This window comes from Winogradskyella haliclonae (assembly GCF_014635865.1).
Taxonomy (GTDB): domain Bacteria; phylum Bacteroidota; class Bacteroidia; order Flavobacteriales; family Flavobacteriaceae; genus Winogradskyella; species Winogradskyella haliclonae.
In genome coordinates, this window is the sequence record NZ_BMDQ01000002.1 from 25,694 (window position 1) to 40,707 (window position 15,014).

Genomic DNA, 15,014 nt, shown 5'->3' on the forward strand with positions numbered 1-15,014 from the left:
ACTATAGATTTAAAGCTTTTAAAACTTGTGCTTTGTAGGTTTGTCCAATAGGGACTTTATGCGAATCTACGGTAATTTGATTACCTGAGAGGTGATTCATCTTATTTAAATTGATGCTAAACGATTTGTGAACCCGAATAAAATCAATTGGTAATTGCTTAATAAAACCAGAAAATGTGCTGTGTGTTACTATCGTTTTATCTTCTAAATGTACTTTTACGTAATCTCCAAAGGCTTCAATAATGCTAATATCAGAAAAGAAGACTTTATGTAACGCTTTATTTTCTTTTAGAATCAGGAAATCTTGTTTTGGCTGAAGCGCTTTCTCATTTAAAACTTTATTAATCGCTGTTAAAAAACGCTCATAAGGAATAGGTTTTAGTAAATAATCGGTAGCATTGACCTCAAAACCTTCCACAGCATATTGCGGATATGCGGTTGTAAAAATAACAGCTGGAGGATGCTGCAAACTTTTATAAAAATCTAAACCTGTTTGTTTAGGCATATTAATGTCTAAAAATAGTAGGTCTACAGCTGTATTAAGCTTAAGATATTTAAAGGCTTCTGCGGCATTATTACAAGTTTGTTTAAGCTCTAAAACTTCTGTTTGTGAGATAAAATGTTGCAATACCTTTTGAGACGATAATTCGTCATCTACAATAATACAGCTTATGTTTTTTGAGTTATTCATTCTTTAAATTCAGTGTCACTACAAATGTTACGTCTGTATGCTCAATATTAAGATTATGGGTATCTGGATAGACCAAATTAAGGTTATTTCTTAAGTTTTGTAACCCTACGCCAGAATAGTTTTCATCTATGCTATTCTTAACATTTGCGTTAGTATTTTCAATTCTAAATTTAAAATCAGATGCGTTTTGAATGAACTCTATTTGAATTTTATCAGCGGTATTATCTCCAGAAAAGCCATATTTGTAGGCGTTCTCTAAAAGTGGTAATAAAAGCATAGGATATATGTTGTAATTCTCATCTTCTATCTCCACAACTAAATCTACTGTATTTTCTGAGTGACCACGATATTTCTGAAACGAAATATAGTTTTTGAGTAATTCTAATTCATCCTTTAGAGTTACACGCTCAGTATCCGAATCGTAAATTACGTATCGTAGAATATCTGAAAGCTCGATAATGGCTGTTTTTATATCCTCCTTTTTTTCTAATGCCATAGCATAAATAACATTGAGAGAATTGAATAAAAAATGGGGATTTATCTGTGCACGTAGTGCAGATAACTGTGTTTGTATTTGTTGATTTTGAAGTTTTAAAACCCTGTTCTCATTAGTGTTATAGTAAAACCAATCCTCAGCAAGTTTAAACAGTGTTGTCGCAATTAAAATAATGCCATAAGTTAGGTAAACATTAGCCTCTGACAAATAGGAAACAAAGAAATATTTTGGAAATAATGCATCTAATATTGCATTAAAAAGCTGTGTATTTAAAAATGAAAACAAACAAAAATTTAGAATAAAAAGTATGCTATAAATTGCATAACGTTCTTGTGTTAAAAACTTTGGAATAAGTACATAGAAGTTAATTGAAACGGGTATTGCTACTGTAACTAAAAATACAACAGTATAGATATAATCTGCAGTAATTGGTGTTTTACCTTTTGAAAAAATAAAGAGTAAAATAAGAAATGCCAAAAACCACAGAACTCCATTAAATATAAGTGGTCTGTGGTAATTGCCACGTTGCAATATGGTCTTAATATTAAGGCTTTGCATGAGCTGGCTTTAAAGTATAAATATCATCACTATCCCATTTGTCTTCAAAATCTGAAGCCATAAATTTCTTAAGAAAATTGTGTAATTCCTCACTGGAGGCAGTTAATACCAAATCTTCATCCAACCCTATTTTTTCATGTTTTAACCTTAATCTGTCTTGTTTAAATAAAGCTCCGATGGCTTTTTCTGAGAGCCACTTTAAAGTTATTGACTTGTCCTCATTATGCTGTACATATGCCGTAGAGTGTGTTTTTAGTAAATGTTGACCAACAAGTTTGTTTAATTCGTCACTTTCATACTCAAAAGGGGCAAAGTCTATAAAAAGATGCTCGTTAACTTTAAATGGAATTCCCATAAAAAGTGCCTCACTTTCTTTTTTAGTATATTTAATAAAATAGCCATTTTTATAGCTATCGTAAACTTTAAGGTCTTCAGCTGATAGTTTAACACCTTCCTCATTCTCTTTTTTAAATTCATCTTCAAAAGATAAAACTTCCCAATCACCATTTTTGTTATCGGTCCAATTTCCAACTAGAGCGGCATCATACTTAATTTCATTTTTAACATAAAAAGGCTGAATAGATTTTACAATACACGAGCTAAATAACAACAACCCTAATACTAATACTACAATTCTTGATTTCATGATTCTTTGTTTTAAAAGTTTCAGCTAAACTCTTATAAAAGACAAAGAGTTGCAACGAATTTCGACAAACACGTTGCAACTCATGCCAAACACTTTAAAGTGCTATTTTATAGGAATATTATCTTCCTTTTCGGCCATCTACAGAGAAAGACCCTGGACCAGCTAAAAAGATGACTACAAAAGCAAAAAGATATAGTAATGCCATTTCTTTTCTTGCTAATGGGTCACTAGCATGAACAATAAAAGCTGCTACAGCCATAGTAATTGCCGCTGGTATTGCTGCTAATTTTGTTTTTAATCCTACAATTATTAATACAGGAGCTAAAAATTCTCCAATAAGACAAAGAATTAAAGAAACCGTTGACCCGACACCCAAAGGATCAGGAAATCCAGATGGGTCTGATAATTTATCTAGTTTTGGAATACCATGCCTTACAAGCATCATTCCTCCAAAACCTAATCTAAGAATTAGTAAGGCTAAATCGTTATAATTTTTTTTCAAAATTGTTGGTTATTTGGGTTAATAATAGTCTAAAGATATAAAAAAAGCACCTTTTACTAAAGGTGCTTTTTATTATAAGTTTGTAAACTATTCATTTATAAAAGGATTGCTCCATTTTTCATTAGTGTAAACATCATTGCCGGCCAAAGTTCTCATAAAAGCTATTACAGCATTGCGTTCTTCATCTGTAAGATTAAGCTGCTGACCATTACCATTTGGTCTTAATCTTGGGTCCAAATTAGCATTCCCAGCAAGATTTATGTCATTGTAGTGATTAAGTACAGTTACCAAGTTATTACTAGCACCAATATGCATAAACTGTCCGTTACTTGTGCCATTGGCCTTTACAACATCTCTAAGTGTAGGTGAGCGTGTGACGTCCAAATCTGCTCCAGAATTATCGATACTCCCAATAACACCATTGTTGAGAGAATTTGGGATGATACTAAATTCTGGCGCTTGATGACAACCGGCACAGCCAATACCGCCATTAGTTCTTATCCCCTCATTATTGAACACAGGCGGTTGCAAAAACAGCTGTTTGCCCAAATTTTCCTGTTGTGTAAAGTTGGCAAATGGTTGCCCATCATTATTAGCATTGACTCTGCCTTCGTCATACTTACTATCAAAAGATTGAATACTACGTATAAATTGTGCTAAGGCATCTTGCATACGTGCTTCGGTAATGGATGCATTGCCAAAAGCTCGGTTAAAAAGCTCTGGATAATAGTCTATACCTTCTAATCTTGTTATTAAATCATTGAATGATAAATCACCGTTCTCTCCACTAAAGCCCATTTCTACATGATCTTGTATTGGCATTGTGGTTTGCGTTTCTAAAGTGTTAGCACGTTCGTCCCAAAAGAATCTTGCTTCGTCAGAAAATCTCGCATTCACCAAACGCATAGAATGTCTTCCGGTAACACCATTAACTCCAAGACTTGCTTGAGCATCATCACTAAATGCAAACTCTTGCTTGTGACAACTTGCACATGAAATACTATTGTTTACAGATAAATTTTTATCGTAAAATAATACACGACCAAGCATAGCACCTTCATCAGTAATACTATTATTTCCAGTATTATCACGTGTAATATAATTTGGAATATTTTGATTTGAATAATTTGGTAAAACATCGAAGTTAGCAGTGAAAATTCCAGAAAAATCGAATTCCGTATCTGGGTCATTGACTTCAACGGGTGTCAAATCATTGTTGTCTGATGAACATGAAAATAATGCAATAGCAAAGAAGAGGAGAAAGGATTGCTTCATAAATAGATTAAATTGATTGTACTTATATGACTACAACAAACCTGAATGGTTTAATGCGATTATGAAATAATCAATAAAAAATCCCCAATACATTAATATTGAGGATTTTAAACAATGATTTTTTTAAAAGAGGTTTACAATTTTCCCTTCATCTTCAGGCTTAATAATCACTAGTAGTTTTTTAAAGCCTAATGCGTTTTGTTTATAAACTTTTGTGCCTACTGACCATTTTTCTTTCCGTTTAGAGTTTGGCATCATAGGAAAACCATAACCAAAGTAACTGCCATCTGCTTTAGGGCCTTTAACGATAAATTGATTTCTGTTGGATGAATTGTTCTTTATTTTAAAAGAAATCCATTTAATATTATCTTTTTTCATCTTGTAGTTTGAAGATGATTCCACAATACCACTAGATTTAGTTTTTATTTTATTGTCTTTTGGTAATTGCTTGTAAAGTAATTTTCCGTCATTAGAGACATCTGCCCATAAGTATAGAGTTGGATTAACTTTTATAGTTCCAGAATCCCATAGATTTACATAAACTTTTTCTGCTTCTATATTTGAAGCATCTATGTGGCCTATTTCTGTACCTAAACGCAGCTCTTTTGTTTTTCCATCAATAATTACCCTGCCAATATTAGCATTTACTCTTAAAACATTATTATTTACATTAGTGATAATGGTTTTATCGTGTGTATCATGAACCACACGTTTTAGATTAGGTGCACCAATTTTAATGGTAATTTTTTGAGTAGGCTGAATCCATTTTAGCTGACTAAAGTGAATTGTGCCATCTACAATTTCTGTATCGATGTATTTAAATAGATTAGACTCGGCCGTAATTTCTAAACGTTCTTTAGCAGAATTGTCAATAGTGATATTGGCGTATAGATCTATTTTTATGGTTTCTACATTCTTAAATGGGAATGTTCGTGTTTCTAGGTTTTTATTTCCTTTGATTTGTGCTAGACCTGTAAATCCTACAAGTATTAGCAATAGGCTTAGCTTTTTCATTTTGAGAATTATTTTTTAGTGTTTTTAGCTTCAGGATTATTGTAAGTTGCTTCATAAGTGAAGCTTTCAGGCTCATATTCAAATTTTATTGAGCGATTTGGCTGGTTTTGTAATTCGTACTCATCATTATTTACAAATTTGAATTTAATATCGTATTGTGCTGCTTGGAATTCTACTTTTGCTTCATAAATGCTATCATTATTTTCATCTGTAAGCGGTACTAATTCTTCCCATGCAGGACTTGTAAATTGACCTCTTACACCAGGATTACTAATAGTATCTAGACCACGCATATTGACTTTAAAATTAATAGTTTTGAGATGTGTTTCTTGTATACAACTTGTCATCAGTACAATAGCAATTAGAAGGAGAAATGATTTATAGTTTTTCATGATTTCTAAGTTTTAAAGTTTAGTATAGTTATATGTGTTTCTTACAAATTTTTCGTCATTGTCTAGATATGAGACTTCTTTAGTCACAGTATAAGTTGAATCCGTTATTGTATGCGTGATAAACATATTGGCTTTTTTACCATTATCTCTACTTTGGTAAGTTGTTACGAGAGTTTTTGTACCATTTTGCTCAGTAAAGTTTAGGACTCTTTCATTTCCAAAATAGCTACCATTTTTTCTGATTTTTATTGAGCTCTTATGGTTTTTACTCGGCTCGTAAGTGTATTGCACATTAGAGATTATTTTGTCACCTTCAATTTTAAATTGCATAGTGGCATCAATAGTTTGTTGTTTGCCAGATTGGTAATCTTTATAAGTCAAAGTGCCTTTCCAACTGGTATTGTTCATACTTTCAAAATCCGAAAGCGAAATGGTATTCTGTGCATCAATAGATAGTACTGTGAATAGTAAAACGCATGTTGTAAATAGAGTTTTCATAATGTGTAGTTTTTGAATGATTATTTTAATTTTTTGCTGATAAGAAAGTCAAGTCCAAAGCGGCCAGAACCAAGAGTTAGGTTGTAAATAGCTACCCATAAAAAGCCCATTGCTGGTAGCATATTCCAGGCTGGTCCATTCCATTTTTGAAGAAAAATAGCAACGAGCATGGTACACATAATTAAGAAAGAAGAGATACGTGTACCAACGCCTAGAGCTAGTAGAATTCCACCCACAGCTTCACTAAATGCACCCATCCAAGCAAAGAAAATAGGAAACATAGCAAATATGCCACCGTAAGCTTTAACGTCTTCAGGGAACCAAGCGGCGACTTCAAATAGATTTAGGTTTTGACTATCTGGTGTCCATGGCACACCAAATTTATCGGCTCCAAAACCAATGGAGAGTCCAATTCCGCATCCGAATCTGATGATAAAGAAAACGAAATCCGAAAACCAGTTTTTCTGAAGGGTAGGTGCAATTAAAAATTTGAATAAAGATTTTAAACGTGTCATCGTATTTGTGTTTTAAGAGCTGACATACATCAGCGAGATTGATGACACAAATTTGCGACACAAACGTTGCGTGGACGACTTAAAGCGTACTAGAACGTCCTAAATACGATTTGAGACGTCTTATTTTAGTTGCGTTTTTAAATATTCAGTAGGAGAGAAGCTTGTTAGCTTTTTAAAGACACGATTAAAAGTGGCTTTGCTATTAAACCCACATTCTTGAGCAATACCAAGTAAGGATAATTGCTGTTGCTTATTTTCTTTAAGCATATTTTTAAAAGCTTCGACACGATAACCGTTTACAAAGTCGTTGAAGTTTTTGTTAAATCCAGAGTTTATGGTTTCCGATAATTGACCTCGTGTCATATTTGCCATTTTCGCTAAGTCCGATAAGTTGAGCTCAGGATTTAAATATGCTTTTTGGTCTACCATTAAATGATTTACTGTAGTAATATCTTCTTCAGAAACAGATTTGTGTTCTATGTTATCTGTTTCTTCTGGGATACCAATGGTTTTTGGAGAAAAACTGAAATCTAACTTATTCAGTTTTGTGGTGTCTGTAAAGTAACCTTTGATACCAACAAACAAAGTGATCATAGCAACTAGTAGATTAAGCCACCAGCGTTCTTGATACCCTAATTCTATAAAGCGTGAACCAATAATATCTTGAATGGTACCGTATAGAAATAATATGCTAAAGAGCACCAAAAAGGTTAAAATCCAATTGAGTTCAAGCTTATACGTATTTGAAAAATACTGTATAATCTTTTTACGATAACTATAAAATAGCTGGAACGTAAATGCCAAATACAATAGCATAAACGGTGGCTCGATATAAGACATAATGCTTAAAATGTATTCTTCGTCTAAAGAAATTTTTAGTACACCATTCTGAGTCTCATTAAATCCTGGTTGTAAGGCGTCGTATGTGTAAATCGAAAATCTATAGACCACAAATCCAATGGCCAAGGCAAAATGCCACCAATGACCTTTTTTGAACTTAAAATTTGAAGTGGTAACTGACTTTACATACAAGTAAATTAATGGCGCAAGTGCAATACCAATATTTATAAGAAAATAATTAATCTTTGTAGTTCTAAAAGCATCGTACCAGCCCATAAAACCTAGCGTGTAACAAGTTTGCGAGTAACTCGTTAGTAACAAAATGAATCCCAAAAATAAATCTGAAAGATGACGTTTTTTAAAATACCGACCAAATAAAAGACACACGAAAACAAGGCCTTGTAGAGCTAAAATTAAAAGCGGTAAACTCCAACGGTTAAAATCTGGAAACATTGTGTGTTTTTGTTTAAAACCTAAATGTATCTATTTTATTAGAGAATATAAAAATGGATACGGCTCAAATTGTTTCAAAGTCAAACTATGGACATAATTTTGTCAATTTTCACAATAACTTTCATAATCATCAGCTATTTTTCTAAAAGCTTTCCCACTTCTTGGAAAGTAATCCCCATTTTGAGCATTTTCAACAATCTTTGGACAGGTTTTGAAGAACCGTTTTACAGATTTTTTAAATGCTTTATGATTGTTATAATTTAGAAAATGGGTATCACTTTCATATACTGGTTTTTCTTGTGTTTGAAAGTAAACTATTTGTGAAGTGGCATAGTAGTTTGAAGTGATATCTTTAAAAATTCGAGCTTTGCTATTTTCATAATATAATGTACGTAGATTATTTGCTATAGCCCCTTTTATATGTCTTAGAAAAAACACATTGATAGTGTCATCTATAGCGTAATTTTTAGATAATATCCTTTTTTTCTGATTAGCATCTAAGTTTGGATCTAAATCAAGCATTCTATATGATAGGTCTTTGAGTTTTGAAGTATATATTGTTGCTGATTTCACTTTTATATCTTTCCAACCTTTAACAAGGTTTTCTTTAGGTTTTTCTTTTATAAATACAATTGATTTTGCATCTATAGGATTAACAAAACCAAAACCTGATACAGTTTCATTATTAAGAGAAGTGTAAGTCAATGAATCAAAAACTATTCTTGGTTGTTCTTTTTTTAGACTTCTACTTGTTATATAAAATTGTGTATGTAGTTTATCTGTACAAAAAAGAAGCGTTAATGTAATTAGTAATAGTTTATAGATATTGATAGGTTTTCTGAGCATAAATTATTCTTTTCTAATGACTACCAATATTAATAAATGATTTTTTATTATTCAAATGCGCTTTTAGTATTTCAATTGTTTGTTTTCAGGTGTTTTTGTTTTAAATAATAAAAACGCCTCTAATGTTAAATTAAAGGCGCTTAGTTTTATAACTATATGTTTTGTTATCTCAGTTTCGGAAAGTCCACCGGATTCGCTTCGTGCATCACATTATAGACGGCTTCAAAAATATCTTCTACAGAAGGTTTAGAAAAATAATCACCATCCGTACCATATGCAGGTCTATGTGGTTTTGCAGCTAAGGTTTTTGGTTGACTATCTAGATATTGGTATGCATTCTGTTTGTTTAGTATTTCATCTAAAATATAAGCAGAAGCACCACCAGAAACATCCTCATCAATAACCATCAGGCGATTGGTTTTAGCAACACTTTCTACTATGTCATAATTAATGTCTAACGGAAGAAGTGATTGTACGTCAATAATTTCAGCATTAATACCAACTTCTTGTAATTCTTTTGCAGCTTGCTCAACTAATCGCAGTGTAGAACCGTAAGAGACTAAGGTAATATCTTCACCTTCTTTTACTGTTTCTACAACACCTATGGGTGTTTTAAACTTTCCAATATTGTTTGGCATTTTTTCTTTAAGACGATACCCATTTAAACACTCTACAACAAGTGCGGGTTCGTCACTTTCTAAGAGTGTATTATAAAAACCAGCAGCTTTAGTCATATTTCTTGGAACTAACACATGCATACCACGCACCAAATTAAGAATACCGCCCATTTGAGAGCCAGAATGCCAAATACCTTCTAATCGATGCCCACGAGTTCTTACGATTAGAGGTGCTTTTTGGCGACCTTTTGTACGGTAATGTACGGTAGCCAAATCATCACTCATTAGCTGTAAAGCATATAAGATGTAATCTAGATACTGAATTTCGGCAATTGGTCGTAAACCACGCATAGCCATACCAATTCCAGAGCCTAAAATAGTGGCTTCTCTAATACCAGTATCTGATACTCGTAGCTCGCCATATTTGGCTTGTAAACCTTCTAAACCTTGGTTTACATCACCTATGTGACCAGCATCTTCGCCAAAAATCAATGCTTCTGGATAATTGCCAAAAATGGCATCAAAATTATCTCTTAAGATGAGACGTCCATCTACATCTTCGGCATTATCATCGTAAGTTGGTAAAACTTCGGTTTGGTTTAGTGCTTTTTTCTCCGAATGACTTAAGAGGTGAGAACTATATTTTGGTTGTATAGTTTCAATATAGTTTGTAATCCAATTTTGCAGTTCTGTTTTTTCAGTAGAACTTTCCGAAATCACATAACGTAATGCTTTACGTGTTGCAGTTAATATATCTTTACGTATAGGCTCATCAATAGTCGCTAAATCGTTTTTAAGTTTTGAAATAAAAACACCGTTAGCGCTAGACTTAGCTACGCGCTCTAAAAGTGAAACGGCTTCAGTTCTTTCAGCATGTATTGGATTTATAAATGCAGACCAAGCGGCTTTTTTACCGTCTCTAACAGCTTTTTTAATATCTTTTTCAATAGCTTTTAACTCTTCGTCTGTTGCTATATTATTGTCTATCATCCAAAGACGCATCTGTGCATTACAGTCGTACTTAGCTTCCCAGGCTAAGCGGTCTGCATCTTTGTAACGCTCATGAGAACCAGAGGTTGAATGCCCTTGTGGTTGCGTTAACTCATTAACATGAATCATGACTGGTACATGTTCTTTACGCGCCACTTGAGCAGCACGTTGATAGGTGTCAATTAATTCAGCATAATTCCAGCCATTGACACGGAAAATTTCGTAACCGTTATTAACTTCGTCTCTTTGAAAACCTTTTAAGATTTCAGAAATATTTTCTTTAGTTGTTTGGTGTCTCGCATGAACAGAAATGCCATACTCGTCATCCCAAATGCTAATTACCATTGGGACTTGTAAAACACCAGCAGCATTTATAGTTTCAAAAAATAAACCTTCACTTGTACTGGCGTTGCCAATAGTTCCCCAAGCGACTTCGTTACCTTCTTTAGAAAATTTGGTGGTATCTATACCTTTTACATTTCGGTAAATTTTTGAGGCTTGAGCTAAACCTAAAAGTCTAGGCATTTGACCGGCAGTAGGAGAGATGTCCGCACTTGAGTTTTTTTGCTCAGTTAAGTTTTTCCATTCGCCATTTTCATCTAAACTGTGCGTTGCAAAGTGACCACCCATTTGTCGACCTGCAGACATTGGTTCATCTTTTAAGTTGGTGTTAGCGTATAATCCCGCAAAAAACTGTTCTATAGTTAACTTATCAATAGCCATCATAAAGGTTTGGTCACGGTAATATCCAGATCGAAAGTCCCCGTTTTGAAAGGCTTTTGCCCAAGCAATTTGCGGGACTTCTTTACCGTCTCCAAAGATTCCAAATTTTGCCTTACCTGTTAGTACTTCTCGACGTCCTAAAAGGCTACACTCACGACTGGTCACTACAGTTTTGTAATCATTTAAAACTTCAGCTTTAAAATCTTCAAATGTAATCTCAGTTTTTGTGTTTGTATTTGGCTTCATATATCGAAATTTTGTCTTGCAAAAGTACAACATCTCAAGAAGTTACGCAATGTAGGAAAATGTTATATTATTAAATAATTCTTAGTAAATCGAATTAATTTTAAGAATAGTGTAAATTAATAAAGAAATTTAACACTTGAGTAAGAATATGTTAATACCATTTGCGTCTAAATAACCCTAGCAGCACTTGAGGGTCAACAGTAAACATGAATCGGATTTTCTCATCGTAATTTTGCTGTCCAACTTCCCATCCATTATTGGAGTATAGAGGAAAGAATATTTCAAAATAGTCTTCAACTAAATTGAGTCTAATACCAGAATCATAAACAAACTTTGGTTTGCTAAATTTATTCTTTACCAAACCAGCATCACCATAGAGTTGAATATAGCGCCAAATAGAAGTACTAAAGTTTGCCGTTGTCATCCATTGATTTGCAAATGGCGTGTTTAGTTTAGATTTAAAGCCTCCTTCTGCAATAATAATTTGCTGACTAAATATTCCTGCAGCTTCAGATCGCCCCAAATAATTAAAATCAAATAAATAATCTGTTGGCCTGTCTAAGGCAAAGCTAAAGAAATCAGAATTTGTATCCGTATTATTGCTAAGGAATGTTCCGGCAAAGAATCTGAAGTTATAATTTCTATTATTTTTTGAAAGCTTTCTAAATTCGTAATTAATAGAAAATTTACTAAAGTTGCTAGCAACTTGAAAATCTGCAAAAAATCTTGAAAAGTTTATAATTCCTGGACTGGATCTTACGTATCGCAGATTAAGAACACCGTAATCTGGTTCTTCTTCAATCTCTTCTAAAATGGCATCTGGTCCAATATTTCTTGCGATATCTACATATCGTAAGCGAATAAGATGGCGCTTATCTGATCTTAAATCGTCTTTATCCCTAAAACCAAAAGATATATTTGGTCTTATACGTCTAAAAAATGCATCTTGAGCAAAGGACTGGTAACTAGCATCTATACCGTATGTGATATTGAAGAGATTAGTATCTTCAAGATTATGTGTGTAAAAAAGCGTACCTGAACCAGTAATAGCTTTTGAGTTTAATGCATATTGTGGTGAAAATTTATAATTCAATCGCTTTCTGAGTATGGTTTTATTGTACACTTTTGCACCTAATGTAAAGCCATCATATATATTTTTGAATTGAGCAAGCGGCATAAAGAAGACCTGATTATAATATGGATCTTCAACATCCTTAAACAACCTAAATTGTAAAGGTTTTGACCAGAATTTAGGACCATTTGTAGATTTATAATTATCTCTTTGATTAAACTCTGGCACCACATTATCGTAGTCTAATACAAGTCGTTTTGTATTATAATTGGGGATAGTTAAGGTTTTGTATTTGCCAATACTATCAATCCATAGTTTATTTACGACACTATCATTTCGCAAACTAAACAATGATATTGGAGCACTATTATTTCGTTTGTTTTTTATAGTAAGTTGAATTGAGTCTTCTGTCGTCTTAACTTTAGAGATTTTAAAATCAATTTTCTTTCGAGTATTGAGATAGTCTGTAAAAAACCAATCAATATTTTTAGCTGTCTTGGATTTTATAAAGTTTTCAAAATTATCAAGAGTAACAATTTTAAGTTGATTGCCTTTTAAATAGTCTTTAGCTAGACTTCTAAAATTGATGTCTTCTGCATACTCATCTAAATAATTTAGACCGACACCAGCTTTGTATCTCCCAGCAATATTGGCATTAAACTTAGTAAGCGAATCTTTTGGGATAGTTATGGGCTGATCGTTATTTTTCCTTGCAGCTTCCATTGAATACAGGAAATACTGAAAATTGTAATCTAAATCTGCTAGATGAAATGACCTAATACCCCAAACATTTGCCAATGTTCCTAGTAGTTTGGTATCTGGATAATAATCTTCTACATATTTCATTAAGAAGTAAATAGCCAAGCCATCATTAAGCCAGTGATCTTTTCTAGGGTTTGTTAAATGAGTGTTTGAGATGTATTTGTTTAAGGCGGTCTTAAGTAATTTGAGCTCGTATTGAAAATCGTTTTTAAAAGGTCTTAAGAAACTTGGCAATTGGTTAAGGCCATAAAGTGGATTCTTATCATAATCTATTTGGCTTACTAGTAAGCGTTTATGTGGATATGTACCAAGATTATCTGTTAAAAACTTAGTGACTCTATCTGTTACTATTGCTTTTTCTTGTGGAGACAAACCTTTCTCTTCAATATCAGAAACTAGAGTAAAATCATCAGTTGTAACTTGATTAAAAGTTCTGTTTTGATTTAATGAAAGATAGGTGTCAATTCTATCCTTGCCTTTTAAAGTGACCGTTTTTAGTGTTCCGTCTTCAGTTTCGTTTTTAGTATTTAATTCTGAAGTGAGGTTATAAGCTTTATGAAAACTAAGACTTATTGAAATGTCAGATTTAGGAATAAATAAATCATCTATATTTTTATTACTGTAATATTGCCATTGCCCATCATATATTGCAGGTAAGAGGTACCAATATTTCAACTCTAAATTTTCGTCTTTGGTATAACCATAACCTGTAAATACAGCATCTGGTAAGACAATAGTGTATTCTAATTTTAGTGCATAGGACTCATTAGGCAGTAAAGGTTCTTTCAGATTTACTTTTATAACATCAATTTGATTTTTTAACCGCTCAGATGTAAGTGTGTTATTGCCACCATCTTTTATATAATCTATATTAGTGAAACCTCGTTGCCTATCTTTTGCTAAGTGAAACTTAGTGCTAAACTCTTCTTCAAAACGTTTTGCTAGTGCTGTAGATTTTGAAGAGTAGCTATTGTTCCAATCGCTTAAAAACACTTCGGTTAATGTGTCCTTGGTAACATTCTTATAGACAATGGTTTGTTTAATATTAATAGACTTTTTCGTTGGGTTTACAATACCAACAACATCTATTGTATTTTGCCCAAAAGTAAGAACAACAAACAGTAGGAAACCAAGAAATATGAGCGGTTTTTTATTCAAGTTTTTATTAGAAATTAGGGCTTAATTCAGATTCTTTATAGAATGCATTTAGTATAGATATTACTTCATCTGCTGTATCTACAACATGGATTAAGTCTAAATCTTTTGCGCTGATATTACCTTCTGTAAGCAATGTATTCTTAACCCAGTCTACAAGTCCACTCCAGAACTTTGTACCCACTAATATAATTGGAAATGTATCAATCTTATGAGTTTGAATTAGCGTAATAGCTTCAAATAACTCATCCAAAGTACCAAAACCTCCAGGCATCACTACAAATCCTTGAGAGTATTTTACAAACATGACTTTACGTACAAAGAAGTAATCAAAATCTAAGACTTTATCTGAGTCTATATATGGGTTATCATGTTGTTCGAAAGGTAATTCGATATTTAAACCTACAGAAGTTCCGCCAGCGATATGGGCACCTTTATTACCAGCTTCCATAATACCTGGACCACCACCAGTAATTACACCATAGCCACTATCTACAATTTTACTGGCGACTTCTTCGGTTAATTTGTAATACTCATGATCTGGCTTTGTGCGTGCAGAGCCAAATATAGAAACACAAGGCCCAATTTTACTCAATTTTTCATAACCATTTACAAATTCTCCCATGATTTTAAAAATTGCCCATGAGTCGTTTGTTTTTATTTCGTTCCAGCCTTTGTAGTGTTTTTCTTTTCTCATATAGTATTTAATTGTTAGTCTTTATT

14 protein-coding genes are annotated in these 15,014 nt (G+C 32.9%); all 14 read right to left on the minus strand.

Annotated features, from left to right (window positions below):
• Window position 1: 1 nt before the first annotated feature.
• Window positions 2–691, minus strand: a complete 690-nt coding sequence (locus IEV10_RS08190) for a LytR/AlgR family response regulator transcription factor (protein ID WP_188374234.1) — start codon at window positions 689–691, stop codon at window positions 2–4.
• Entirely contained in the window at window positions 684–1,745 is a 1,062-nt protein-coding gene (locus IEV10_RS08195; protein ID WP_188374235.1) for a sensor histidine kinase, read from the minus strand. Before IEV10_RS08195 ends, IEV10_RS08190 begins: the two co-directional genes overlap by 8 nt.
• Complete coding sequence (locus IEV10_RS08200; protein WP_188374236.1) at window positions 1,732–2,391, minus strand: hypothetical protein; 660 nt, start codon at window positions 2,389–2,391, stop codon at window positions 1,732–1,734. Before IEV10_RS08200 ends, IEV10_RS08195 begins: the two co-directional genes overlap by 14 nt.
• A 118-nt stretch (window positions 2,392–2,509) precedes the next feature.
• Window positions 2,510–2,893, minus strand: coding sequence for a DoxX family protein (locus IEV10_RS08205; RefSeq protein WP_308694210.1), 384 nt, complete (start codon window positions 2,891–2,893; stop codon window positions 2,510–2,512).
• Between the two features lie 87 nt (window positions 2,894–2,980).
• A complete protein-coding gene (locus IEV10_RS08210; RefSeq protein ID WP_188374237.1) occupies window positions 2,981–4,168 on the minus strand; it encodes a cytochrome-c peroxidase in 1,188 nt (395 codons plus the stop codon).
• Window positions 4,169–4,291: 123 nt separating this feature from the next.
• Window positions 4,292–5,182 (minus strand): GIN domain-containing protein, encoded by an 891-nt coding sequence (locus tag IEV10_RS08215; protein ID WP_188374238.1) that lies wholly within the window; start codon window positions 5,180–5,182, stop codon window positions 4,292–4,294.
• An 8-nt stretch (window positions 5,183–5,190) separates the two neighbouring features.
• The gene (locus IEV10_RS08220) at window positions 5,191–5,574 is read right to left on the minus strand and encodes a hypothetical protein (protein WP_188374239.1); all 384 of its coding nucleotides are present in this window, start codon (window positions 5,572–5,574) and stop codon (window positions 5,191–5,193) included.
• A gap of 12 nt (window positions 5,575–5,586) precedes the next feature.
• A complete protein-coding gene (locus IEV10_RS08225; RefSeq protein WP_188374240.1) occupies window positions 5,587–6,072 on the minus strand; it encodes a hypothetical protein in 486 nt (161 codons plus the stop codon).
• 20 nt (window positions 6,073–6,092) lie between these two features.
• Window positions 6,093–6,587 carry a DoxX family protein gene (locus IEV10_RS08230; protein ID WP_188374241.1) on the minus strand — a complete coding sequence of 165 codons (495 nt, stop codon included), beginning with the start codon at window positions 6,585–6,587 and terminating at the stop codon, window positions 6,093–6,095.
• Between the two features lie 120 nt (window positions 6,588–6,707).
• A complete protein-coding gene (locus IEV10_RS08235; protein WP_229719663.1) occupies window positions 6,708–7,880 on the minus strand; it encodes a helix-turn-helix domain-containing protein in 1,173 nt (390 codons plus the stop codon).
• A gap of 102 nt (window positions 7,881–7,982) precedes the next feature.
• On the minus strand, window positions 7,983–8,726 hold the full coding sequence (locus IEV10_RS08240; protein ID WP_188374242.1) for a hypothetical protein: 744 nt from the start codon (window positions 8,724–8,726) through the stop codon (window positions 7,983–7,985).
• 164 nt (window positions 8,727–8,890) lie between these two features.
• Window positions 8,891–11,302 carry an alpha-ketoacid dehydrogenase subunit alpha/beta gene (locus IEV10_RS08245; protein WP_188374243.1) on the minus strand — a complete coding sequence of 804 codons (2,412 nt, stop codon included), beginning with the start codon at window positions 11,300–11,302 and terminating at the stop codon, window positions 8,891–8,893.
• 151 nt (window positions 11,303–11,453) lie between these two features.
• Complete coding sequence (locus IEV10_RS08250; protein ID WP_188374244.1) at window positions 11,454–14,294, minus strand: gluzincin family metallopeptidase; 2,841 nt, start codon at window positions 14,292–14,294, stop codon at window positions 11,454–11,456.
• A gap of 7 nt (window positions 14,295–14,301) precedes the next feature.
• Window positions 14,302–14,988, minus strand: a complete 687-nt coding sequence (locus IEV10_RS08255; protein WP_188374245.1) for an LOG family protein — start codon at window positions 14,986–14,988, stop codon at window positions 14,302–14,304.
• Window positions 14,989–15,014: the final 26 nt, after the last annotated feature.

Coding starts and splice junctions, on each gene's coding strand:
- IEV10_RS08255 (WP_188374245.1), bottom strand. CDS start 14,988: ATGAGAAAAGAAAAACACTACAAAGGCTGGAACGAAATAAAAACAAAC.
- IEV10_RS08220 (WP_188374239.1), bottom strand. CDS start 5,574: ATGAAAAACTATAAATCATTTCTCCTTCTAATTGCTATTGTACTGATG.
- IEV10_RS08225 (WP_188374240.1), bottom strand. CDS start 6,072: ATGAAAACTCTATTTACAACATGCGTTTTACTATTCACAGTACTATCT.
- IEV10_RS08210 (WP_188374237.1), bottom strand. CDS start 4,168: ATGAAGCAATCCTTTCTCCTCTTCTTTGCTATTGCATTATTTTCATGT.
- IEV10_RS08245 (WP_188374243.1), bottom strand. CDS start 11,302: ATGAAGCCAAATACAAACACAAAAACTGAGATTACATTTGAAGATTTT.
- IEV10_RS08190 (WP_188374234.1), bottom strand. CDS start 691: ATGAATAACTCAAAAAACATAAGCTGTATTATTGTAGATGACGAATTA.
- IEV10_RS08195 (WP_188374235.1), bottom strand. CDS start 1,745: ATGCAAAGCCTTAATATTAAGACCATATTGCAACGTGGCAATTACCAC.
- IEV10_RS08215 (WP_188374238.1), bottom strand. CDS start 5,182: ATGAAAAAGCTAAGCCTATTGCTAATACTTGTAGGATTTACAGGTCTA.
- IEV10_RS08240 (WP_188374242.1), bottom strand. CDS start 8,726: ATGCTCAGAAAACCTATCAATATCTATAAACTATTACTAATTACATTA.
- IEV10_RS08235 (WP_229719663.1), bottom strand. CDS start 7,880: ATGTTTCCAGATTTTAACCGTTGGAGTTTACCGCTTTTAATTTTAGCT.
- IEV10_RS08230 (WP_188374241.1), bottom strand. CDS start 6,587: ATGACACGTTTAAAATCTTTATTCAAATTTTTAATTGCACCTACCCTT.
- IEV10_RS08200 (WP_188374236.1), bottom strand. CDS start 2,391: ATGAAATCAAGAATTGTAGTATTAGTATTAGGGTTGTTGTTATTTAGC.